Origin of the sequence: Phaeospirillum tilakii, from assembly GCF_042683125.1 — a bacterium.
GTDB lineage: Bacteria > Pseudomonadota > Alphaproteobacteria > Rhodospirillales > Magnetospirillaceae > Phaeospirillum > Phaeospirillum tilakii.
In genome coordinates this window covers 20,369-42,758 of record NZ_JBHUIY010000031.1, presented here as the reverse complement: position 1 = coordinate 42,758, position 22,390 = coordinate 20,369, and the positions used below count along the sequence as shown (strand labels likewise).

Below are 22,390 nucleotides of genomic sequence, written 5' to 3'. Positions count from 1 at the left end.
GCCGCCGAGGCGGTCGACCCCGAGCAGCGTCGCGCCGCCGGCTTCTGGGCCGGCTCGCGCCGCCAGGGGGCCGAGGCGGCCCGGGCCGGCGACGCCCCCCGTGCCCTGGCGCTGGCCCGGCAGGCGCTGGCGCTGGCGCGCGACAATCTCGGTCCCGACCACCGCGCCACCCTGATCAGCCTGGGCGACCTCGCCGCCGCCGAGCGCGCCGCCGGCAATGTCGCCGGGGCGGACGGCCTCTATCGCGAGGCGATCGCCCGCAGCGGCGCCGTGCTCGGCCCCGGCCATCCCGACACCCTGGCGCTCTATCCGCCGCTGGCGGCGCTGCTGCGCGAGCAATTGCGGCTGGGCGAGGCGGCGGCGCTGCTGGAGCAGGGCGCCGCCGCCGCCGCCCAGGCGCTCGGCCCGACCCATCCCCAGACGCTGAGCCTGGCCTTCGCCCTGGCCGGGGCGCGGCTCGATCTCGGCCGGCCGGCGCTGGCGCGGGACGGGCTCGCCCCGCTGTGCGAGGCGATCGCCGCCGATTACGGCGCGGCGCATGAGCAATACGCCCATTGCCTGTCGCTTGAGGCCCGCACCCGGCGCCAGCAGGGCGCCTTCGCCGCCGCCGCCGCGCTGCTCGACCGCGCCCGCGCGATCGAGGCGCTGGCCCTGCCGGCCGACGCCCCGGCGGCGCTGGCGACCCGGCTGGAGGCGGGCGAGGTGGCGCGCCGGCTGGCCCAGACCGACGCCGCCCGCGCCCTGTTCGAGGGGGTGGCCAAGGCGGGGCAGGGCGCGGCCGAGGGGCTGGCGCTTTCCGCCCGCGCCGATCTGGCCGAACTCGACGCCGCCGCCGGCGAGGCGGGGGCCGAGGCCGAGGCCCGCGCCGTGCTGGCGGCGCGGATCGCCCGCGACGGCGCCGACGCGCCCGACAGCCTCGCCGCCCGCTCGACCCTGGCCCAGGTGCTGCGCCAGCTCGGCCGGCTGACCGAGGCCGAGGCCGAGTTCGCGCGGGTGTGGCAGGGCTATCGCGACCGGCTGGGCGAGGGCCATCCCGCCACCCTGGTCGCCGCCGACAATCTGGGCGAGCTGCTGGAGCAGGAAGGGCTGTACGATCGGGCCGAGCCGGTGCTGCGGGCCGGGCTCGACGGTGCCCGCGCCGTGTTCGGCGCGCTGCATCCGACCACCCTGACCGCGCTCAACAATCTGGCCCTGCTGCATGAGGGCCAGGGCCTGTTCGACAAGGCCGAGCCGCTGGAGCGGGCGGCGGCCTCGGGCTTCGCCGAGACGCTCGGCCCGGCCCATCCCGACAGCCTCGCCGCCCTCAACAACCTCGCCTACCTGCTGATGCTGAAGGGGGCGCCGGCCGAGGCGGCGCCGTTGTTCGACCGGGTCCATCAGGGCTGGGCCCAGACGCTGGGGCCGCAGGCGCGCGACACGCTGAAGGCGCTCAACAATCGCGGCCGGGCCCGGCTGGCCCAGGGCGATGTCGCGGCGGCCGAGCCGCTGCTGCGCGCGGCGCTGACGTTGCGCCGCGCCAGCCTGGGCGAGCGCCATCCCGACACCCTGCGCTCGATGCACGATCTGGCTGCCGCCCGCCGCGCCGCCGGCAAGCCGGCCGAGGCGGCGGCGCTGCTGCGTCAGACCCTGGCCGGCGACGAGGCGGTGCTGGGGCCGCTCCATCCCTACACCTTCGAGACCCTGGCCAGCCTCGCCGGGGCCGAGGAAGCCCTGGGGGCGCTGGAGGCGGCCCACGCCACCCGCCGGCTGGCGTTCCAGCGCCGCACCGCCTTCCTCGACCGGATGCTGCCGGTCACCGGCGAGGCGGCGCGCGAGGGCTATCTGCGGCTCCAGGCGCCGGAATATTCGGCCTATGTCGCCCTGCTGACCCGGCTCGACCCGGCCGAGGGCGGGCGCGAGCTGGCCGAGGTCGGGCTGGCGCGCAAGGGGCTGCTGTTGCAGGTGGCGTCGGAGACGGCGCAGATCGCCCGGCTGGCCCGCGACCCGGCGCTCGACCGCATCGCCGCCGCCCTGGCCGCCGCGCGCAAGGATCTCGCCGCCCGCACCCTGGCCGGGCCGGCGCCCGACCAGGACGCCGCCGCCCATGCCGCCGCCCTGGCCGCGATCGCCGAGCGGATTTCCGCCCTTCAGGGCGAACTGGGCCGGGCCAGCCAGCGCCTGCGCCGCACCATTGCCCCGGCCACCCTCGACGAACTGGTGGCGGCGCTGCCCGATCAGGCGGCATTGGTCGATTACGTCGCCTACACCGATCCGGCCGGCGGGCGGGCGCTGGCGGCGGCGGTGCTGCGCAAGGAAGCAAGCGGGCCGGTGTTCACCCTGGTCCGCCTCGGCGACGCCGCCGCGATCGACCGCGCCGTCGCCCGCTACCGCGCCGCGATCCAGGACGAGGAGGCCGAACTCGACGACCAGCTCGATGCCGGTCAGGCGGTGGCCCGGCTGGTGTGGACCCCGCTGGCGGCGGCGCTGGGCGGGCGCGGCCGGGTCTATCTGGTGCCCGACGGCCAGCTCAACCTGCTGCCGTTCGCCGCCCTGGTCGGCGAGGACCGCCATTATCTGGTCGAGCGGGTCGATCTGCGCCTGCTGACCTCCAGCCGCGACCTGCTGATGCGGCCGCTGCCGCTGGCGACCGGGCCGGTGGTGATCGATGCCGGCCCCGATTACAACGCCGCGACCCAGCCGGCGCCCGAAGCGGCGGCGGAGGCGGCCGCCGCCGGCCGCGCCGCCCGGCCGGTCGAGGCCGGGCTGCGCGGCGCCGCCGGATTGCGCGGGCTGCATTTCGACCCGCTGCCCGGCGCGGCGCGCGAGGGGGCGGTGATCGAGCGCACGGTCGAGGCCGAGGGCCGGCCGACCCGGGTCCGCTCCGGCGCCGAGGCGGAGGAGGCCAGCCTGCGCGGGCTCGACTCGCCGCCCGAACTGCTGCACATCGCCACCCACGGCTTCTTCCTCAAGCCCGATGACGGGCTGCGCCAGCGTCTGCTGAAGGCGCAGCGTTCGGGCGAGTTCGAGCCGCCGCCGCCCGGCGACGATCCGCTGCTGCGCTCCGGGCTGGCCTTTGCCGGGATCAACGCCAATGCTCGCCGCCTGGGCGAGATCGACACCGACAATGACGGGGTGCTGACCGCGCTCGAGGTGCTGGGGCTCGACCTCTCCGGCACCCGGCTGGCGATCCTGTCGGCCTGCGAGACCGGTCTGGGCGAGGTCCATGAGGGCGAGGGGGTCTACGGCCTGCGCCGCGCCTTCCAGGAGGCCGGGGCCCAGGCGGTGGTGTCGTCGCTGTGGCAGGTCAGCGACGCCGGCACCCAGACCCTGATGGCGGCCCTGTACAAGCGGCTGCTGGCCGGGCAGCCTCCGGCCGAGGCGCTGCGCGCCGCCCAGCTCGAAATGCTGCGCACGCCGGAATGGAGCGCCCCCTATGTCTGGTCGGCCTTCATGATGGTGGGGGGCTGATGGCCGCCGGCTCCCGCCGCCGTCCCGCCCTTCCGCCCCCCGGCGGCGCCATCCCGGGCGGGGCGCTGCGGGTGGTGTCGGTCGCCCCCGGCATCTGGTGGGTCGAGGTGGCCGAGGCCGATCTCAGGGTGCTGTGCGGCTGCCCGGCCGACAGCGTCAAGCATCTGATCAAGCGCGGCCTGATCCTCGAGACCGAGCGCGGCGGGGTGCGGTTCGAGACCGGCCCCAACGCCATCCTGCTGTCGGACATGCCGTTGCAGAACGGCGCCTTCTGCAATCTGGCCGAATTCCCGATCCTCCAGATGCTGTACCGCCAGGGGATGATCCTGCCCGGCCATCCCAACAATCGCGGCGACCGCCCGCTGCTGATCGGCCTGCCCGGCCAGCTCGCCGCCCAGCTCGATTACGTCGCGCGCGGCAATTACGGCCTGCTGTCGGTCGAGGAGATGCTGGCGGCCGGGGTGCCGCCCGACACTGCCCAGGAATGGATGCGGATCAAGCTGCGCTTCGCCTTCGGGGCGATCCGGCCCACCTCGGAACTGATCGACACCTGCCCGCTGGGCGACGCCCCGGTGGTGCTGCCGGGCGGGGTCGGGCTGCGCCGGGTCGCGCTCAACCGGTTTGAATTCTCCTGGCGCGGCGAGACCGCGCTGGTCGATCTGACCCTCGGCGGCGGCCGGACCTACCAGACTCCCTACCGGCTCGGCTATCACGACCTCGAACGCGGCTATTTCTCGGTGGTGCATTGCGGCGAGGGCGACGGCTGGGACGCCGAACGGCCGACGGTGGCGACCATCCTGATGGTCCAGGGGCGGGTCTATCTGATCGATGCCGGCCCCAACATCGATTCCTCGCTCCAGGCGCTGGGGATCGGCGTCGCCGAGGTGGCCGGGATCTTCCACACCCATTGCCACGACGATCATTTCTGCGGCCTGACCACCCTGTTCCGCGCCGACCACCGCATCAAATATTTCGCGGTGCCGGCGGTGCGGGCCTCGGTGGCCAAGAAGCTGGCGGCGCTGACCGGGCTCGACGAGGACTCGTTCGGCGCCTTCTTCGAGGTGCACGACCTGACGCTGGGGGCGTGGAACCCGATCGAGGGGATGGAGGTGCTGCCGCTGTTCTCGCCCCATCCGGTCGAGACGGCGGTGTTCCATTTCCGCACCCCGTGGGAGGACGGCTATCGCAGCTATGCCCACCTCGCCGACATCGTCTCGCTCGACGTGCTGGCGCAGATGGTCGATGACGACGAAAGCCGCCACGGCATCTCCAGCGAGACGATGAGCCAGGTCCGCGCCGATTACCTGATCCCGGCCGACGTCAAGAAGCTCGACATCGGCGGCGGGCTGATCCATGGCAATGCCGAGGATTTCCGCGACGACCGCTCGGGCAAGATCGTGCTGGCCCACACCGCGCTGCCCTTGACCCGCGAGCAGAAGAGCATCGGCTCGGGCGCGCCGTTCGGCACGGTCGATGTGCTGATCCCGGCCCACCAGGACGAATCGCCGCGCGCCGCGCGCGACTTCCTCGCCGCCGCCTTTCCCGGGGTGCCCGAGCATCAGCTCCGCATCCTGCTCAATCACCCGGTGGTGACCTTCAACCCGGAAACCATCCTGCTGCGGCGCGGCGCGCGCGGCGAGGCGCTCCATCTGCTGCTGACCGGGCTGGTCGAGACGATCGAGCCCGACAGCGATCACAGCTCGATCCTGTCGGCCGGGGCGATGGTGGGGGAATCCGTCGCTTTGTCCGGGGCCGCCGCGCCCGAGACCTACCGCGCGCTGAGCTTCGTCCGCGCCCTGCGCATCCCGGCCCCGCTCTATCGCAGCTTCGTCGCCCGCAACCAGATGACCGGGCGGATCACCCGGCTGGCCGAGCTGCGCGACTTCTTCGGCCATACCTGGCTGTTCGGCGAGAACCTGTCGAACCTGACGGTGACCCGGCTGGCCGAGGCGGCCAAGCCCTGCCGGCTCGCTCCGGTCGAGGGGATCGCCACCGCCGGCCGCGATCAATTGCTGCTGGTGCGCCAGGGCGGGCTGGTCCGCCGCCTGGGCGGGGTGGTGGTCGAGCGCGGCGGGGTGGGCGAGCCGTTCAACGAATCCGAGGTGCTGTTCCGCCAGCCCTCGCCCGGCACCCTGGTGGCGGCGGAGGCGACCGAATTGCTGCTGCTGCCGGGCGATCTGGTGCGCTCGATCCCGATGGCGCGCTGGAAGCTGCTCGAACTGCATCAGCGCCGCCAGCGCACCCTGCCGCCGTCGCTCGGGGTCGAGCCGTCGATCTGACCGTGTCCGCCGGTCGGGGCGGGGTGTAGGAGAAACGAATCATGCCGTCAGCCCATCCTTGTGCCACGCCCCGGTCGATCCTGATCACCGGGGCCTCGTCCGGGCTGGGGGCGGCGCTGGCCCGGGCCTATGCCGCGCCGGGGGTCACCCTGTTCCTCGGCGGGCGCGATGAAGCGCGGCTGGCGGCGGTGGCCGGGGCGTGCCGCGCCGCCGGAGCCCATGCCCGGATCCAGGTCGGCGACGTCACCGCCGCCCCCGCGCTGGCCGGCTGGATCGTCGCCTGCGATCAGGTGGCGCCGCTCGATCTGGTGATCGCCAATGCCGGCATTTCCGCCGGCACCGGCGGCCTCGGCGAAAGCGACGCCCAGACCCGCGCCTTGTTCGCGATCAATGGCGACGGGGTGGTCAACACCGTGCTGCCGGCGATCGAGCTGATGCGGCCGCGCCGGCGCGGCCAGATCGCGCTGGTCAGTTCGCTGGCCGGCTTTCGCGGCCTGGGCGGCGCCCCGGCCTATTGCGCCACCAAGGCGATGGTGCGGGTGTGGGGCGAGGGGCTGCGCGGGGCGCTGGCCGGCGACGGGGTGGGGGTGTCGGTGATCTGCCCCGGCTTCGTCGCCACCCCGATGACCGACCGCAACCGTTTCCCGATGCCGTGGCGCTGGTCGGCCGAGCGCGCCGCCGCCCACATCCGCCGCGAGCTGGCGCGCGGGCGGGGCCGGATCGCCTTTCCCGCCCCGCTGGCGGCGCTGGCCTGGCTGGCCGCCGCGCTGCCCGACGCCCTGATCGACCGGATCGGCCGCTGGCTGCCGGCCAAGGATGCCGCCGAATGACATAGGCCATGCCGTCTATTGGGGGAAGCGGCGGGAAAATTTTACAATTTTGGGACATAGCACCCGGGGGTGATGACGCTTTGACCCCCCGCTTCCCCGGGTCTCGCCGCTTTTGGCGGCAAGGGCGCGCACTCCCTCGCGGTGGAGCGGCGGCGCGGCCGGTTGGCGGGGTCGGATGGCGGCCTGGCCCGCGTCGTGCAAAGGTTCCCCCCGTGGGGTTGCCTGGAAGACCGCCATGCCGATGGAAGATGCCGTCACCCTCGATCTCGACATTCTCGATTTCGCGGACGAGTTCACCCACTGTTTCACCGGCGAATGCCGGGTCAACATCCTGCCGATCCTGTTCCAGATCAACACGGCGATCGCCCGCAACGCTGAGCTGCCGGAAGTGATCGAGTCGATTCTCGACGTGATGCGCAATCGGCTCAGGATGCAGCGCGGGATGCTGATGCTGTACGACCGTTCCTCGGCGACGATCTTCATCCATGAGAGCTTCGGCCTGACCGAGGAGCAGAAGGCGCGCGGGGTCTATGCCCCGGGCGAGGGCATCACCGGCAAGGTGGTCGAGACCGGCAAGGCGATCGTGGTGCCGCATCTGCGCGAAAGCCCGGATTTCCTCGACCGCACCCAGTCCCATCCCGACCGCAGCCGCGCCCGCACCGCCTTCTTCGCGGTGCCGATCAGCCTGGGGCGCAAGGTGCTCGGCACCATCTGCGGCGAGCGGGTCTACATCAACCAGCGCCTGCTCAAGCAGGATGTCGAACTGGTGGCGATGATCGCTTCGCTGATCGCCCCGGCGGTCGAGCTGTACCTGATCGAGAAGATCGACAAGGTCCGGCTGGAGAACGAGAACCGCCGCCTCAAGAACGCGTTGAAGCGCCGCTTCAAGCCGTCCAACATCATCGGCAATTCCAAGCCGATGCAGGCGGTTTATGACCTGATCGGCAAGGTCGCCGCCACCAAGGCCACCGTGCTGATCCTGGGCGAAAGCGGGGTCGGCAAGGAACTGGTCGCCAACGCGATCCACTACAACAGCCAGAGCGCGGAAGGCCCGTTCATCAAGGCCAATTGCGCCGCCTTGCCGGAAAGCCTGGCCGAAAGCGAGCTGTTCGGTCACGAAAAGGGCTCGTTCACCGGCGCGCTCAACCTGCACAAGGGCTATTTCGAGCAGGCCGACGGCGGCACCATCTTCCTCGACGAGGTGGGCGAGCTGAGCCTGACGATGCAGGCCAAGCTGCTGCGGGTGTTGCAGGACCGCACCTTCGAACGGGTCGGGGGCGCCAAGCCGGTCAAGGTCGATCTGCGCATCATCGCCGCCACCAACCGCGACCTGGGCGAGATGGTGGCCGAGGGCACCTTCCGCGAGGATCTGTATTACCGCCTCAACGTGTTCCCGATCACCATCCCGCCGCTGCGCGAGCGCGGCAGCGACGTGATCACCCTGGCCGACCATTTCGTCACCGCCTTTTCCAAGGAGAACGGCCGCGACATCAAGCGGATCTCGACCCCGGCGATCGACATGCTGATGGCCTATCACTGGCCCGGCAACGTGCGCGAACTGGAAAACGTGATCGAACGCTCGGTGATCCTGGCCGAGGAGGGGGTGATCCACAGCTACGACCTGCCGCCCTCGCTCCAGACCCCGAAGGAAAGCGGTACCGGCTTCGGCGCCAGCCTCGAATCCAAGATCCGCGCCGTCGAATACGAAATGATCGTCGAGGCGCTGAAGACCAGCAACGGCAATGTCGGCGAGGCGGCCAAGGAACTCGGCCTGACCCGCCGCATGCTGGGGGTGCGGATGGAACGCCACAACCTCAATTACAAGACCTTCCGCGCCGCCGACGCCCCGCGCCGCGACTGAGGCGGGCTCTGCCCGCACCCGCCAAGGGCCGCAAGGCCCTTGGAACCCATTGATGGTCGGGCGCGGACCGGCCTGTCAGCTTGGGCGGGGGTGTTCGCCGCGCGAAGGGCAAGGAAAGGGTTCCAAGGGCCTTGCGGCCCTTGGCGGGCGTGGGCGGAGCCCACATCCCGAATCCTGCCGGCGGGGCTCAGCGCCCGGTCAGCGCCTCAAGCTGGGCGGGGTAGCGGTCGCCCTCGACCGGGATCGCGGCGAGGGCCGCGGCGATTTCGGCCTGATCGGCGGCCGACAGGGTCAGCGCGGCGGCGGCGATGTTCTCCTCCAGCCGTTCCGGCTTGCGGGTGCCGGGGATCGGCACGATCCAGGGCTTTTGCGCCAGCAGCCAGGCCAGGGCGATCTGGGCCGGGCTGGCGCCGAGCCGGCGGCCGATCGCCCCCAGCCGTTCGACCAGGGCGAGGTTGGCCGTCCGCGCCTCGGCGGTGAAGCGAGGCAGCTGGGCGCGGAAATCACCTTCGCCGAACGGGGTGGCGGCGTCGATCGCCCCGGTGAGGAAGCCGCGTCCGAGCGGGCTGTAGGGGACGAAGCCGATCCCCAGTTCCTCCAGCGTCGGCAGCAACTCCGCCTCGGGCTGGCGCCACCACAGCGAATATTCGCTCTGCACCGCCGTCACCGCCTGCACCGCGTGGGCGCGGCGGATGGTGGCGGGGGCGGCCTCGGACAGGCCGAAATGGCGCACCTTGCCTTCGCGGATCAGCTCGCCGACCGTGCCGGCCACCTCCTCGATCGGCACCGCCGGATCGACCCGGTGCTGGTAGAACAGGTCGATCACCTCGCTGCGTAGCCGCTTCAGCGAGGCCTCGGCCACGGCGCGGATGTGCTCGGGGCGGGAATCGAGCCCGCTCCAGCGTTCCCGGCCGGTGGGGTCGAGGCGGAAGCCGAACTTGGTGGCGATCACCACCCGGTCGCGCAGCGGCGCCAGCGCCTCGCCCAGCAGATCCTCGTTGGTGAACGGGCCATAGACCTCGGCGGTGTCGAAGAAGGTCACGCCCCGCTCCACCGCCCGGCGCAGCAGGGCGATCATCGCGGCGCGGTCGGCGGGCGGGCCGTACATAAAGCTCATCCCCATGCAACCGAGCCCAAGCGCGGAAACGGCAAGGCCGCTGCGGCCGAGAAGGCGTGTCTGCATCGTCTGTCCTCCGGATCGGGGCGGGCGCGGGGCGGCGGAAGCGCCATCCCGGGCTCCGCAAAAGCCTAGCTCCGGCCCCGGAGAGGGAGTAGAGGGCAAGAACGGCATGCGCTTGTGAGGGGAATTCAGCAATGAACCGGGCCGGCATCGATGATCTGCGCGTGTTCCTGGCGGTGGCGCGCGAACGCAGTTTCACCCGGGCGGCGGCGCAGCTCGGGGTATCGCCCTCGGCGCTGAGCCACACCCTGCGGGGGCTGGAGGCGCGGCTGGGGCTGCGGCTGCTGACCCGCACCACCCGCAGCGTCGCCCCGACCGAGGCGGGCGAACGGCTGCTGCGCACCCTTGGCCCCTGTTTCGACGAGATCGAGGCCGAACTGGCGGCGCTGTCGGCGTTGAAGGCCCGCCCGGCCGGCACCATCCGCATCACCACCGGCGAGCACGCCGCCGAATCGCTGCTGTGGCCGGCGCTGACCCGCTTCCTGCCGGCCTTTCCCGAGGTGGCGGTCGAACTCGAGATCGATTACGGCCTGACCGACATCGTCGCCGGCCGGTTCGATGCCGGGGTGCGGTTCGGCGAACAGATCGACCGCGACATGATCGCGGTGCCGATCGGGCCGGTGATGCGGATGGCGGTGGTCGGCGCCCCGGCCTATTTCGTCCCCCGCCCGCCGCCGGAGATTCCCCAGGACCTCGCCGGCCATGACTGCGTCAATCTGCGCCTGCCGACCTATGGCGGCCTCTATGCCTGGGAGTTCGAGCGGGACGGCCGGCCGCTGCGGGTGCGCGGCGGCGGGCGGCTGGTGTTCAACAGCCTCGCCCCGATCCTGGCGGCGGCGCGGGCCGGGTTCGGCCTCGGCTATCTGCCCGAGGACATGGTCGCCGCCGATTGCGCCGACGGCCGGCTGGTGCGGGTGCTGGCGGATTGGTGCCCGCCTTTTCCCGGCTACCACCTCTATTACCCGCGCAGCCGCCAGCCGACCCCGGCCTTCGCCGCCCTGGTCGAGGCGCTGCGCTACCGGGGCGAGGGGCGGTTTTCCCCTGCCTGATTCTTGATCAGGGTAATTTGCCTAAAAAGTGGGCGGTGGCGTTCCGCCGAGGGAAACCCCGCAAGTCACGCGGTTTTCCACAGGTTTGCCCACGGATTCTGGGGAAACTCTCCCCGTCATCCCCACTGCGCCCGTCCCCCGTTGTTGTTGGTCCTGTTGATCGCAACAACAACGGGGATAGATGCCGTTACGGGAAATGGTCGAGCGCCGAGCCGACGGTGAGGACCAGCTTGCCGACGGTGCGGCCGCTTTCCAGCATCTCGTGGGCCTGGCGCAGGGTGGCGGCGTCGAGCGGGCCGAGGATCCGGGTCAGGGTGCTGCGCAGCCGTCCGGCCTCGACCAGGGTGGCGATCGAGGTCAGCACCCGGTGCTGGCGCTCGATGTCCGGGGTGTCGTACAGCGAGCGGGTGAAGACCAGTTCCCAATGCAGCGACAGGCTCTTGCGCTTCATCAGGGCGATGTCGAGCGGGCCGTCGGGATCGTCGATCACCCCGATCCGGGCCTGGGGGGCGCACAATTCGACCAGCGCCGGGAAATGCTGGGCGGTGGCGGTCAGGCCCAGCACCCCATCGACCCCGCCGGGCACCAGCGCCTTGACCTGGGCGACCAGATCGCCGGTGTGATCGACGACGTGATGGGCCCCCATCGCCCGCACCCAGTCGCGGCTTTTCGGCCGCGAGGCGGTGCCGATCACCGTCAGCCCGGTCATCGCCCGGGCCAGTTGGGTGGCGACCGAGCCGACCCCGCCGCCGGCGCCGACGATCAGCACTGTGCCCCGGCTGGTCGGGTCGCGCGGGATCCCCATCCGGTGGAACATCAGTTCGTAGGCGGTCAGCGCGGTCAGCGGCAGCGCCGCCGCCTCCTCGAACGACAGACAGGCCGGCTTGGGGCCGACGATCCGCTCATCGACCAGATGCAGCTCGGCATTGCAGCCGGGGCGGTTGATCGCGCCGGCATAGAACACCGGGTCGCCGGGATGGAACAGCCGCGCCTCGGGACCGGCGGCGGCGACGATGCCGGCGGCGTCCCAGCCCAGCAGCTCCGGCGCGCCCTGGGGGTCGTTGCGGCGGCGTACCTTGGTGTCGATCCGGTTGACCGAGACGGCGCGGATCCGCACCAGCAGGTCACGCCCCGTCGGCGGCGGCGGGTCGGGCAGGTCGAGATCGATCAGGCTGGTCGGGTCGGCGATGGGGAGGGAGCGGGTGTAGGCAACGGCCTTCATCGCGGCGTCTCCAACAGGCGAGGCGGCGACCGGGCCGAAACAAGGCGGGGGCCCGGCGCTCAGGACTCCTGTGGCACGATGCCGTCCACCGGCCCCGCCCGGCCGAGCAGACGGGACTTCAGCCGGCTGCCCTGGGGCAGGCCCTCGGCATGACGGGCCGCCTCCAGCGCGCAATCGGCATGATGACGACAGGTGCGGTCAAGCGGACAGAACGCGATGTCGCCGAGCAGAACCAGGGCGTCGACCACCAGACCGCAGCGCAGACAATTGGTCGTGCTGGCGAATTTTTTCTGACAGGATGGTGGCAAGTTACAAACCGTCATGGCAGCCATGATACGGATCGCCGGATCGGATAACAACCCTACTTTCCGCTGGGGTCGCCCTGCGAGGCATCGCCGCGAAAGCCCTGGGCCACCACGTAGGTCTCGGCGGATTCCGCCCGGCTGGCCGGCGGCTTGGCGTGGCGGACGGTGGTGAACGACCGCTTCAGCTGATCGAGCAGGGTCTTTTCGGTGCCGCCCTGGAACACCTTGGCGACGAACGCCCCGCCCGGGGCCAGCACCTCGCCCGCGAACATCAGCGCCGCCTCGACCAGGGCGATGATGCGCAGATGGTCGGTCGAGGGATGGCCGGTGGTCGGCGCCGCCATGTCCGACAGCACCAGATCGGCCGGGCCGCCCAGCGCCTCCTTCAGGCGGTCGGGGGCGTCGTCGGCGAGGAAATCGCCCTGAAGGGTGGTGGCGCCCGGCACCGGATCCCATTCGAGGATGTCCATCCCCACCACCCGGCCGCCCTTGGGCTGGCCGGCGCGGACCTTGGCCACCGCCACCTGGGTCCAGCCGCCGGGGGCGGCGCCGAGATCGACCACCCGGGTGCCCGGGCGCAGCAGGTGGAACCGCTCGTCGAGCTGGACCAGCTTGAAGGCGGCGCGCGAGCGGTAGCCCTGGCGCTTGGCCTCCTGGACATAGGGATCGTTCAACTGGCGTTGCAGCCACAGCGTCGAGGACAGCTTGCGCCGCTTGGCGGTCTTGACCGTCACCGTCATCGACCGCCCGCCGCCGCCGGGGGCCGCCCCGGTCCGCTTGCTGCCGCCGCTTTTACCCTTGGTCGCCGCCATCACTTCGCCTCGTCTTCACGCATCATGCCGAGCAGGATGCCTTCGCGCACCCCGCGATCCGCCACCCGCAGCCGCCCCAGCGGCCACAACCGGCACACCGCCTCCAGGATCGCGCAGCCGGCCACCACCAGATCGGCCCGCTCGGGGCCGATGCAGGGATGGGCGGCGCGCTCGGCCGGGCTCATCGCCGCCAAAGCGCGGGTGATCCCGGCGATGTCGGCGAAGGCAAGGTCGAGCCCGTCCACCCGGGCGCGGTCATAGCGGTCGAGCCCGAGGAAGAACGCCGCCAGGGTGGTGACGGTGCCCGAGGTGCCGAGCATCTGCACCGGCTCGCCGCCGTTCATCCGTTCGGCGATGCCGTGTTCCCGCTCGAACGGGGCGAAGGCGGCGGCGATCTCGGCCACCGCCGCCTCGTAGCCGGCCGGATCGGTCAGGGCGGCGCCTTTCTGCTCGGACAGGGTGACCACCCCGGCCGGCACCGAGCGCACCCCATGCACCCTGCGGCCGTGCTGGCCGTGGCGCACCCATACCAGCTCGGTCGAGCCGCCGCCGATGTCGAACACCAGCGCCCACGGCGCCCGGGGGTCGAGCAGCGAGGCGCAGCCGGCCAGCGCCAGCGCCGCCTCCTCCTGCGCCGAGATGATGTCGGGGGCAAGCCCGGTGCGGGCCGCGACCCGGGCGGTGAATTCGGCGCCGTTGGCGGCGCGGCGACAGGCCTCGGTCGCCACCAGCCGGGCGCGGCCGGCGCGGTTGCGGTGAATCTTCTCGGCGCAGGCTTCCAGCGCGTCGAGGGTGCGGTCCATCGCCGCTTCCGACAGCAGGCCGGTGTGGGCCAGACCCTCGCCCAGGCGGGTGACCCGCGAAAAGGCGTCGATCACCCGAAAACCGTCGCCGCAGCGTCGGGCCACCAGCATGCGGCAATTGTTGGTGCCAAGGTCGAGGGCGGCGTAAATGGCGTCGCTGGACATGATCCTGAGAATTTGGCCCGCCGTGAACCGGCCGGGCGGGAAGGGGAGGGCGATCTTAATCCGGAAAGCCCGCGCGGGGGAACAGCGCCGTTGAATTAACAAGGTGGGCGCCGCCCACGCCCGCCAAGGGGCGGGGGTCCTGGGATCCCTTTCCCGGTCCTTCGCGTTCCGGCCGCCTACTGACCGTCGTGTCCGTGGTGCGCCGGGGCGGGGGAGGCCGCCACCGCCTCGACCGTCAGCGTGCCGGCCTGGGCGAAGGTCAGCGTCACCGTCACCGTCGCGCCCGGCGAGGGCAGCGGCGACAGGCCGATCGCCATGATGTGGTCGCCGCCCGGGCGCAGCTCGGCGCGGCCGTCGGCGGGCAGCTCGATCGCCTCGACCCGGCGCATCCGCATCACGTCGCCGTCGCGGCGGTGGGTGTGCAGTTCGGTCACCCGGGTGCCGGGGATCGCGGCGGCGATCAGCCGGTCGGCCGGGCCGTGATTGACCAGGGTCAGGAACAGGGCGCCGTTGCCGCCGTCGAGCGGCGGCAGCCGCAGGGTGGGGGCAACGGCCTCGATCTCGCCGGCCTGGGCGGCCGGGGCGAGCAGCAGGGCGAACAGGGCCAGGGCGGGAAGGGGCAGCCGGCGGTGAAACATCGCGCGCTCCGGGGCAGGGGATCGGATGCCCCCAGTGTCCCGGCCGCCGGCGCAATCGACAAGCGATTTCGTCGCGGCTTCCCTCGCTCGCTCCGCCCGCCCGGCTCAGCCCAGCCGGATCGTGCCGTCGTCGAGGAAATGGTAGGGCGGCACGTCGAGGTTGCGCGGGGCCGGTCCCTTGCGGGCGCGGCCCGAGGTGTCGTACTGCGAGCCGTGGCAGGGGCAGAACCAGCCGCCGAACTCGCCGCGCGGCTCGCCCGCCTTCTGGCCGAGCGGAATGCAGCCGAGATGGGTGCAGATGCCGATCACCACCAGCCATTCCGGCCGCTGCACCCGGGCGGAATCGGTCTGCTGGTCGCGCAGGCTGACCGCGTCGTCGGCGCGGGCGCGGGCGATCTCCTCCTCGGTGCGGTGGCGGATGAACACCGGGCGGCCGCGCCACGTCACCGTCAGCGCGCCGCCGACGGCGATCTTGGAGAGATCGACATCGACCGTGCCGACCGCCTGGGTGTCGGCGGCCGGATTCATGCTGCCGATCAGCGGCACCGCCGCCGCCGCCAGCCCGGCGGCGCCGAGGCCGGCGGTGGTGGTGGTGAGAAAATCCCGCCGGTTGCAGGCACAGGAAGAGGGGGGGAGAGGCTCGCTCATGTCCACTGGCTCCATCCATCGACAATCGCGCCATTGAAACGGCCCGGCCCCCGCGCCTTCCATAACAATTGTCAATCGACGCTATTTTGTATGCCCTGGTGGTTAGTGCGTATTCCCCACTTTTATTGTGGTTAAAACCTTCGGACGGGTCGGGTCAGGATTCGGGCTGGCAGATTTCGCCCCGCGTCACCGCGACCAGGGTGCGCAGGGTCAGCCCGGCGATCAGCACCGCCAGGACGGCGGCCAGCCCCAGCCCGGCGAGGCGGTAGGTCTCATGCAGGCTGCCCATCGTCAGGGTCGCGGCAGCGAAGGCGGCCAGCGGGAAGCTGTAGGCCCACCAGGACAGGGTGAAACGCTGGCGGGTGAAGGTCGGCAGCTGGGTCAGCAGCAGCAGGAACAGGAACAGCGCGCCGAAATAGAGCAGGCGGGCGAACGGGTCGATCGCGCCGTCATTGATCGCCACCCAGGCGAGGAAGCCGGCCGAGGGCGGCGCCAGCAGGATGAACAGGGTCGGCACCAGCTTGCCCGGCAGCGGCGGATGGAAGATCAGCCGGTAGAAGGCGATGGTCATCAGCACCAGCCAGAACAGCAGGCCGATGGCGAAGAAGAACCACGACAGGTCGGCCGGGGCAAGATGGATCCCGGCGATCGGCACCAGGATGTTGCCGACCACCGGGATGAACCAGGCCGGGTTGAAATGGGTGATGTCGTAATGGGTGTAGCCGATCCAGCTGCGCATCACCGCCAGGGTCATCACCAGATGGCCGCCGGCGCCGGCGCTCCACAGCAGGCGGGCGAGCAGCGGATCGACCGGCTGGGCCGCGGTGCCGAGCAGGATCAGGCCGATGGTGATGGTGGGGAAGAAGCTGATCCGCACCGGATGGCGCCATTCCGCCGCCACCGCGTCGAAATGGCGGACCATCTTGGCCAGATACAGCCCGGCCAGCAGCAGGAACAAAGCAAGGGTCAGCCCGAACAGCGCCTGCCCCACCACCGCGCCGCCGCCCAGCCCGGTGGCGGCGCGGTGGGCGACGATGGTCAGGCCGGACAGCCCCATCACCATCGAAAAGAACGATACCGGAAAGGCGCCCAGGCGGGCGGGTGGGGCGGCGGTGGTCATGGCGGTCCTTCTGGCAGCTTGGGGACGGTGACGGTATGTTAGGAAAAATTAATATGCAAGAAACTCACCGATCCGGTCCCGGAAAAGGGAAAAAGCAGGCGCTGCCCGCACCCGCCAAGGGCCGCAAGGCCCTTGGATCCCGTCGATGGTCGGGCGCGGATCGGCCTGTCAGCCTGGGCGCAGGCATTGGCTTCGCGAAGGATCAGGAAGGGGATCCAAGGGCCGCAGGCCCTTGGCGGGTGTGGGCGGAGCCCGCCTCCTGGTCCCTTCCCTCAATGTAAGAGCGAAGGGGGAGGATCTTATCGAAAAGTTGCGGCTGGGAACGGGGGAATTTTGTCGCCCAAAAGATGAAAATAATGTGGATATCATCAATCTCAAGTAGGACTTATGGCTATAATGAATCTAAGAGGCGCTATCCTAATCCATATGGGCCGCGACCGGTGCCACCCGCTATCATCGGCCGCAGCAGGAGGGGGGTTGCCGAGGAGATCCGAGGACAGCTCATGCAGAATATAAAAATCAGCGGCAAAATTATGGTCATCGTCGCCCTGTTGGGGCTGGCGTTGGCCGTCAACGCGACATTGTCGAGCCTGTGGCTGCGCCAGGGGGCCGACAACAGCGGGGCGATCAACCGCACCGCCGGCGAGATCCGTCAGGTCGCCCGCCTCAACGAAGCGGTGCTGGCGCTCAATCGCGCCGAATACCGCCTTGCCGCCAATCCCGCCGATTACGACCAGGTCGCCGCCTCGGTCGCCCGCTATCGCGGCGAGGCCGAGGCCACCCTGCGCGCACTCGAAGCCGAACGGGCCGAGGGCGAGTCGGCCCGCCTGCTGGCCCAGATCAAGGGACAATTGACCCGCTACTGGGGCGAGATCGACCACACCCTCGACACCGCCTCGCCCCGCCGTGCCGCCCACATCGACGTCGAGCAGGCCGAGATCTACCGCTCGGTCGCCGACAGCCGGGCGGTGGCCGACGAACTGAACCGGGTGGTGCATGATTACATCGCCTACACCGACAGCAAGGGCGACCGCATCGGCGCCCAGACCCTGGCCGAGGCCGAGCGGGCGATCACCGTCAATCTGCTGGTCGGCGGGCTGGCGCTGCTGCTCGGCATCGCCGCCGGCCTGACCGTGGCCCGCTTCGGCATCGTCGCCCCGCTGCGCCGGGTGCTGACGGCGATGGGCGCGGTGGTGTCGGGCAATCTGGCGGTCGAGGTGCCGGCGGTGCGGCGCGGCGACGAGATCGGCGACATCGCCCGCAGCGTCGAGTTCTTCCGCGCCCGGATGGAAGAGAACGAGGCGCTGCGCGCCGCGCAGCAGGCCGCCGAGGCCCAGGCCGCCGAACGCCGCCGGGCCGAGATGCTGGCGCTGGCGGCCCGGTTCGACGATCACGTCCAGGGGGTGGTGTCGGCGATCGCCCGGTCGAGCGAGACCCTGCGCGCCTCGGCCCAGGCCCTGGCCGCCACCGCCGAGCAGACCCAGCGCCGCAGCGCCTCGGTGTCGGCGGCGACCGAACAGGCCACCGCCAGCGTCGAGACCGTCTCCAGCGCCGGCAGCGAACTGGCCGCCTCGATCAACGAGATCACCCGGCAGGTGCGCGACACCGCCCAATTCTCCCAGGAGGCGGCGAGCGAGGCCGAGGCCGCCAACGGCCGCATCGCCGGCCTGACCGAAAGCACGGCGCAGATCGGCTCGGTGGTGCGGATGATCGGCGACATCTCCAGCCAGACCAACCTGTTGGCCCTCAACGCCACCATCGAAAGCGCGCGGGCGGGCGAGGCCGGCAAGGGCTTCGCGGTGGTCGCCCACGAGGTCAAGACCCTGGCCGGCCAGACCGGCCGCGCCACCGAGGAGATCGGCCAGCAGATCGCCTCGGTCCAGCAGGAGACCCAGAGCGCGGCGGCGGCGCTGGCCGGCTTCGTCGCCAATCTGGGCCGGATCAACCAGTTGACCGCCAGTCTGGCCGGGGCGGTCGAGCAGCAGGGCGCGGCGACGGCGGAAATCGCCCGCAACGTCGATCAGGTCGCCCAGGGCACCCGCGAGGTCGCCACCACCATCGCCGAGGTCGCCACCGCCGCCGCCCGCACCGAGCGGATGGCCCATGACGTGCTCACCGCCGCCGACGGGCTGAAGGGCGAAAGCGACACGCTCGACCGCGAGGTGCGCGCCTTCCTCGACGAGATCCGCGCCGCCTGACGGGGGAGATCCGCGCCGCCGGACGGCGGGGCGGGAGGAGGGGCCGGCCGGCCCGGGAGCGCGCTTCCCGGGCCATCCCGCGCGGGCCGGCCGGCCCGTTCCGCCGCGTTTGATCGCCGGGCCACTCTTTTCTTGACCCGGGCGCGGCCAGGGATGATATCGAGGGGATGAACGCGCCCCCGTCGCCTCGCCATCCCGAGAAGGCCCATCGCGCCGACCAGCCGAGCCCCCCCAAGCCGGACTGGATCCGGGTGCGCGCCCCGGTTTCGGCCGAGGCGGTCGAGATCTCCCGCCTGATGCGGGCCCAGCACCTGCACACGGTGTGCGAGGAGGCGGCCTGCCCCAATGTCGGCGAGTGCTGGGGGCGGCGCCACGCCGCCTTTCTGATTCTGGGCGAGATCTGCACCCGGGGCTGCGCCTTCTGCAACGTTCGCACCGGCCGGCCCGAGGCGGTCGATCCCGACGAGCCGGCCCGGCTGGCGGCGACGGTGGCGGCGATGGGGCTGCGCCATGTCGTGATCACCTCGGTCGATCGCGACGACCTGCCCGACGGCGGCGCCGGCCAGTTCGTCGCCTGCATCGGCGCGATCCGCGCCGCCGCGCCCGACTGCACCATCGAGGTGCTGACCCCCGATTTTCGCGACAAGGGCGACGCTCCGCTTGCGCTGATCGCCGCCGCTCCCGATCTGTTCAATCACAATATCGAGACGGTGCCCCGGCTCTATCCGTCGATCCGGCCGGGGGCGCGCTATTTCACCTCGCTCAGGCTGTTGCAGCGGGTGACCGAGACCGCGCCCGGGATCATCACCAAATCCGGGCTGATGGTCGGACTGGGCGAAAGCCGTGACGAGGTGTTGCAGGTGATGGACGACCTGCGCGCCGCCGGGGTGTCGGCGCTGACCATCGGTCAGTATCTCCAGCCCAGCCCCAAGCACGCCCCGGTGCGCGATTACGTTTCGCCCGAGGGATTCGAGGATTACGCCGCCCAGGCGCGGGCCCGGGGCTTCGCGATGGTGGCGGCGACGCCGCTGACCCGGTCCTCGCACCATGCCGACCGCGATTTCGAAGCCCTGCGCGCCGCGCGCCGTGGGGCGGGAAGATAGAGGATCCCATGCCCACTCATGCCGAAAAGCGTATCCTGCCCTATTCGCCGGAGCAGCTGTTCGAGATGGTCGCCGATGTCGAGCGCTATCCCGAATTCCTGCCCTGGTGCGTCGCCTCGCGCATTCGCCGCCGCGACGGCGACGTGTTCTTCGCCGATCTGGTGATCGGCTTCAAGATGGTGCGGGAACGCTTCACCTCGAAGGTCACCCTGACCCCCGGCCAGCGGGTCGATGTCACCTATACCGAGGGCCCGTTCCATCACCTCAACAATCACTGGGTGTTCAACCCGATGCCGGACGGCACCACCGAGATCGATTTCTTCGTCGATTTCGAGTTCCGCTCCAAGCTGTTGCAGTCGCTGATCGGGGCGCTGTTCAACGAGGCGGTGCGGCTGATGGTGGCGGCGTTCGAACGCCGCGCCAGCCAGCTCTACGGCCACGGCCTCGCCGTCCACACCGCCTGAGATAAAAACCAAGGGGGTCCGGGGCATCGCCCCGGTTGGGTTTGGGCGAAAGCCCAACAAGGCTCCCCCCCCCTTCCCATCGGAACGGTCAGCCCCGCACCGCGACGATGTCGCGACGCAGGACCCGGCGGGGATCCCAGACCAGCAGGGCCGCGGTGGCGCCAAGCGACAGACGGTTGGCCCGCCGCACCGCCCGGCGCTGCGGGCCGAGACGGGGCAGGGCGGCCAGCCCGGCGGCCAGCCCGGCGAGGCGGGCGCCCGGTTCGGGGGTGCGGCCCATCAGCGCCAGCTGGGCCAGCAGATAAAGCGGCAGCGCCAGCCCCAGCAACGGCAGCGGCAGGCAGCGCGCCATCAGCCACAGCCCGTTGCGGGTGGCGTGGAACAGGGTGAAGCGGCTGTGGCGGCCGCTGCTGGCCGAGCCGGCATGGATCACCCGGGCGTCGGCGACCTGGATCACCGCGTGGCCGCGCTGGCGCAGGCGGAAGCCGAGATCGACATCCTCCAGATAGCAGAAGAAATCCTCGGCGAAGCCGCCGGCGGCGGCGAAGGCGTCGCGGCGATAGAGCGCGGCGGCGGCGCAGGGGGAGAACACCGCGCGGTCGGCCTCGGCCAGCGCCGCCGGCCGGTCGAAGCCGCCGCGCCACGCCAGCCCGAAGATCGAATAGCAATCGCCGCCGCCGTCGAGCCGGTCGGGGGCGGCCTCGCGCAGCTGGGTCGAGCCGAAGGCGGCGGCGGCGGGATGGCGCCGGGTCGCCGCCGCCAGCCGCTCCAGCCAGTCCGGCGCCGGAACCGTATCAGGGTTGAGGCTGGCCAACCAGGGGGGGACGGCGTCGCGGGCGCCGAGATTGACCCCGGCGGCGAAGCCGAGATTGGCGCCGGCGGCAAGGCGGCGGAAGCGGGGATCGGGCAGCGCCAGCCCGGCGCTGCCGTCGGTCGAGGCGTTGTCGATCACCACCACCTCGAAATCCGGATCGGTCTGGGCGGCGAGGGCGGCGAGGCAGAAGGCCAGCCGTGCGCCGGGATTGTGGGTGACGATCACCACCCGGACCCAGGGGGCCATCAGCGCCGTTCTCCGCCGCCGAGGCGGCGCAGCCAGCGGCCGAGATCGGCCGGCAGGGCGCGGCCGGCGACCAGGACAAAGCGCCCCAGCAGCAGCAGGGCGATCAGGCGCAGGCTCCAGCCGGGATAGGTCGCGCGGAAATGCTTGTCGAAATAGCGGATCGAACTGCGGGTCTTGTGCCACTCGACGAAGCAGCGGGCGACGTCGCTGCTGCTGCGGTGGTGATGGACCGGCACGCCGCCGCAATACAGCACCTGTCCGCCGGCGGACAGCACCCGCAGGCAGAAATCGACGTCCTCGAGATGGAGGAACATCGCCTCGTCCATGCCGCCGAGGGCGAGGAAACGGTCGCGCCGGATCGCCATCAGCGCCCCCGAGATCACCGGCACCGCCACGCTGGTCTCGGGCGGGGCGCCGTCGAGCCGGTGCAGGCGGCGGAAATGGGGATGGTGGGGGGCGAGCCGGTCGAGCCGCAGCGTCTCGACCAGGGCGCGCCAGGGGGTCAGCACCTCGCGCCGGCCGCCGCGCTGCTCGCTGCCGTCGGGATTGAGCAGGCGGGCGCCGCACAGCCACACCGCCGGGTCGGCGTCGAGGCAGGCGCGCAGGCGCTCGAAGGTGGTGGCCGGGACGATCAGGTCGGGATTGACCAGCGCCAGCAGCCGGCCGCGCGCCTGGGCCGCGATCAGGTTGCAGCCGGCGGCGAAGCCGAGATTGCGGCCGGGGCGGATCAGCCGCAGACGCGGCTCGGCGGCGGCGAGACGGTCGAGCCGGGCCGCCGCCCCGGGCGGGTTGCCGTTGTCCACCACCAGGATCTCGGCCACCCCGGCGGCGGTCCGCAGCGCGGCGAGGCAGGAGTCCAGCACCGGCCCGGTGCGGTAACTGACCACCCCGACGGTGAAGGCGTCCTCCCCGGCCGGATTCTGACCGTTGGACCTGTAACCGTTGGTGTGATCATCATCTTGAGTCATACTATCCCGGGATCTGTCGGACTGCCGAAAGTGTCGTGGCCTCGGCCGGAAGTAATGGCCGGGGCGGGATTGCCGCCAGCGGATATTGGTCGCGGGGAGGACTATGCGCGCGCCGTGACATATTGGCAACGCCTGGAGGTTGCGTGATCGATCCTTGCGCGCCATGGATGTGAATGGGTTGACAGACAACAGGAAAGCGTTCAGTGAAGGTGGTGGTCGCCCCCGCCGATTTGATGGA

18 protein-coding genes are annotated in these 22,390 nt (G+C 71.4%); 8 read left to right on the top strand and 10 right to left on the bottom strand.

The window, feature by feature from the left end:
- From ACFSNB_RS14145 to ACFSNB_RS14130, 4 genes are all read left to right on the top strand, one after another.
- The coding region (locus ACFSNB_RS14145) for a CHAT domain-containing tetratricopeptide repeat protein (RefSeq protein WP_377317669.1) at positions 1 to 3,447 on the top strand (3,447 nt) is incomplete at its 5' end.
- A complete protein-coding gene (locus tag ACFSNB_RS14140) occupies positions 3,447 to 5,726 on the top strand; it encodes a cyclic nucleotide-binding domain-containing protein (RefSeq protein ID WP_377317667.1) in 2,280 nt (759 codons plus the stop codon). The genes ACFSNB_RS14145 and ACFSNB_RS14140, both read left to right, overlap by 1 nt.
- Before the next feature lie 41 nt (positions 5,727 to 5,767).
- Entirely contained in the window at positions 5,768 to 6,556 is a 789-nt protein-coding gene (locus ACFSNB_RS14135; RefSeq protein WP_377317665.1) for an SDR family NAD(P)-dependent oxidoreductase, read from the top strand.
- A gap of 235 nt (positions 6,557 to 6,791) precedes the next feature.
- A complete protein-coding gene (locus ACFSNB_RS14130) occupies positions 6,792 to 8,417 on the top strand; it encodes a sigma 54-interacting transcriptional regulator (protein ID WP_377317663.1) in 1,626 nt (541 codons plus the stop codon).
- A gap of 187 nt (positions 8,418 to 8,604) precedes the next feature.
- Here the strand turns inward: ACFSNB_RS14130 and ACFSNB_RS14125 are convergent, their stop codons facing one another.
- Positions 8,605 to 9,600: an aldo/keto reductase gene (locus tag ACFSNB_RS14125; RefSeq protein ID WP_377317661.1), complete on the bottom strand. Its 996-nt coding sequence runs from the start codon at positions 9,598 to 9,600 to the stop codon at positions 8,605 to 8,607.
- 131 nt (positions 9,601 to 9,731) lie between these two features.
- Between ACFSNB_RS14125 and ACFSNB_RS14120 the strand changes: the two genes are divergently transcribed.
- On the top strand, positions 9,732 to 10,646 hold the full coding sequence (locus ACFSNB_RS14120) for a LysR family transcriptional regulator (protein ID WP_377317659.1): 915 nt from the start codon (positions 9,732 to 9,734) through the stop codon (positions 10,644 to 10,646).
- A 187-nt stretch (positions 10,647 to 10,833) separates the two neighbouring features.
- On the opposite strand, the gene ACFSNB_RS14115 is transcribed toward ACFSNB_RS14120, so the two are convergent.
- From ACFSNB_RS14115 to ACFSNB_RS14085, 7 genes are all read right to left on the bottom strand, one after another.
- Positions 10,834 to 11,868 (bottom strand): zinc-binding alcohol dehydrogenase family protein, encoded by a 1,035-nt coding sequence (locus ACFSNB_RS14115; RefSeq protein WP_377317657.1) that lies wholly within the window; start codon positions 11,866 to 11,868, stop codon positions 10,834 to 10,836.
- A gap of 59 nt (positions 11,869 to 11,927) precedes the next feature.
- Positions 11,928 to 12,176, bottom strand: coding sequence for a hypothetical protein (locus ACFSNB_RS14110; protein ID WP_377317655.1), 249 nt, complete (start codon positions 12,174 to 12,176; stop codon positions 11,928 to 11,930).
- Between the two features lie 53 nt (positions 12,177 to 12,229).
- Positions 12,230 to 12,985 (bottom strand): RlmE family RNA methyltransferase, encoded by a 756-nt coding sequence (locus ACFSNB_RS14105; RefSeq protein ID WP_417629372.1) that lies wholly within the window; start codon positions 12,983 to 12,985, stop codon positions 12,230 to 12,232.
- Positions 12,985 to 13,953, bottom strand: coding sequence for a Ppx/GppA phosphatase family protein (locus tag ACFSNB_RS14100; RefSeq protein WP_377317653.1), 969 nt, complete (start codon positions 13,951 to 13,953; stop codon positions 12,985 to 12,987). Before ACFSNB_RS14100 ends, ACFSNB_RS14105 begins: the two co-directional genes overlap by 1 nt.
- 176 nt (positions 13,954 to 14,129) lie before the next feature.
- On the bottom strand, positions 14,130 to 14,591 hold the full coding sequence (locus ACFSNB_RS14095) for a copper chaperone PCu(A)C (protein WP_377317651.1): 462 nt from the start codon (positions 14,589 to 14,591) through the stop codon (positions 14,130 to 14,132).
- A gap of 105 nt (positions 14,592 to 14,696) precedes the next feature.
- On the bottom strand, positions 14,697 to 15,239 hold the full coding sequence (gene petA / locus ACFSNB_RS14090) for a ubiquinol-cytochrome c reductase iron-sulfur subunit (RefSeq protein ID WP_377317649.1): 543 nt from the start codon (positions 15,237 to 15,239) through the stop codon (positions 14,697 to 14,699).
- A 154-nt stretch (positions 15,240 to 15,393) separates the two neighbouring features.
- Positions 15,394 to 16,359, bottom strand: coding sequence for an SLAC1 anion channel family protein (locus ACFSNB_RS14085; RefSeq protein WP_377317647.1), 966 nt, complete (start codon positions 16,357 to 16,359; stop codon positions 15,394 to 15,396).
- 503 nt (positions 16,360 to 16,862) lie between these two features.
- Here ACFSNB_RS14085 and ACFSNB_RS14080 point away from each other — a divergent pair.
- The 3 genes from ACFSNB_RS14080 (at position 16,863) to ACFSNB_RS14070 (ending at position 20,124) form a co-directional block, all read left to right on the top strand.
- Positions 16,863 to 18,557: a methyl-accepting chemotaxis protein gene (locus ACFSNB_RS14080; RefSeq protein WP_377317645.1), complete on the top strand. Its 1,695-nt coding sequence runs from the start codon at positions 16,863 to 16,865 to the stop codon at positions 18,555 to 18,557.
- Positions 18,558 to 18,724: 167 nt separating this feature from the next.
- Complete coding sequence (gene lipA / locus ACFSNB_RS14075; RefSeq protein ID WP_377317643.1) at positions 18,725 to 19,660, top strand: lipoyl synthase; 936 nt, start codon at positions 18,725 to 18,727, stop codon at positions 19,658 to 19,660.
- Positions 19,661 to 19,668: 8 nt separating this feature from the next.
- Positions 19,669 to 20,124 (top strand): type II toxin-antitoxin system RatA family toxin, encoded by a 456-nt coding sequence (locus ACFSNB_RS14070; RefSeq protein ID WP_377317641.1) that lies wholly within the window; start codon positions 19,669 to 19,671, stop codon positions 20,122 to 20,124.
- Between the two features lie 88 nt (positions 20,125 to 20,212).
- Here ACFSNB_RS14070 and ACFSNB_RS14065 read toward each other — a convergent pair whose 3' ends face one another.
- The gene (locus ACFSNB_RS14065; RefSeq protein WP_377317639.1) at positions 20,213 to 21,184 is read right to left on the bottom strand and encodes a glycosyltransferase family 2 protein; all 972 of its coding nucleotides are present in this window, start codon (positions 21,182 to 21,184) and stop codon (positions 20,213 to 20,215) included.
- Positions 21,184 to 22,152: a glycosyltransferase family 2 protein gene (locus tag ACFSNB_RS14060; RefSeq protein WP_377317637.1), complete on the bottom strand. Its 969-nt coding sequence runs from the start codon at positions 22,150 to 22,152 to the stop codon at positions 21,184 to 21,186. The genes ACFSNB_RS14065 and ACFSNB_RS14060 overlap by 1 nt, the downstream gene beginning before the upstream one ends.
- Between the last annotated feature and the right edge of the window lie 238 nt (positions 22,153 to 22,390).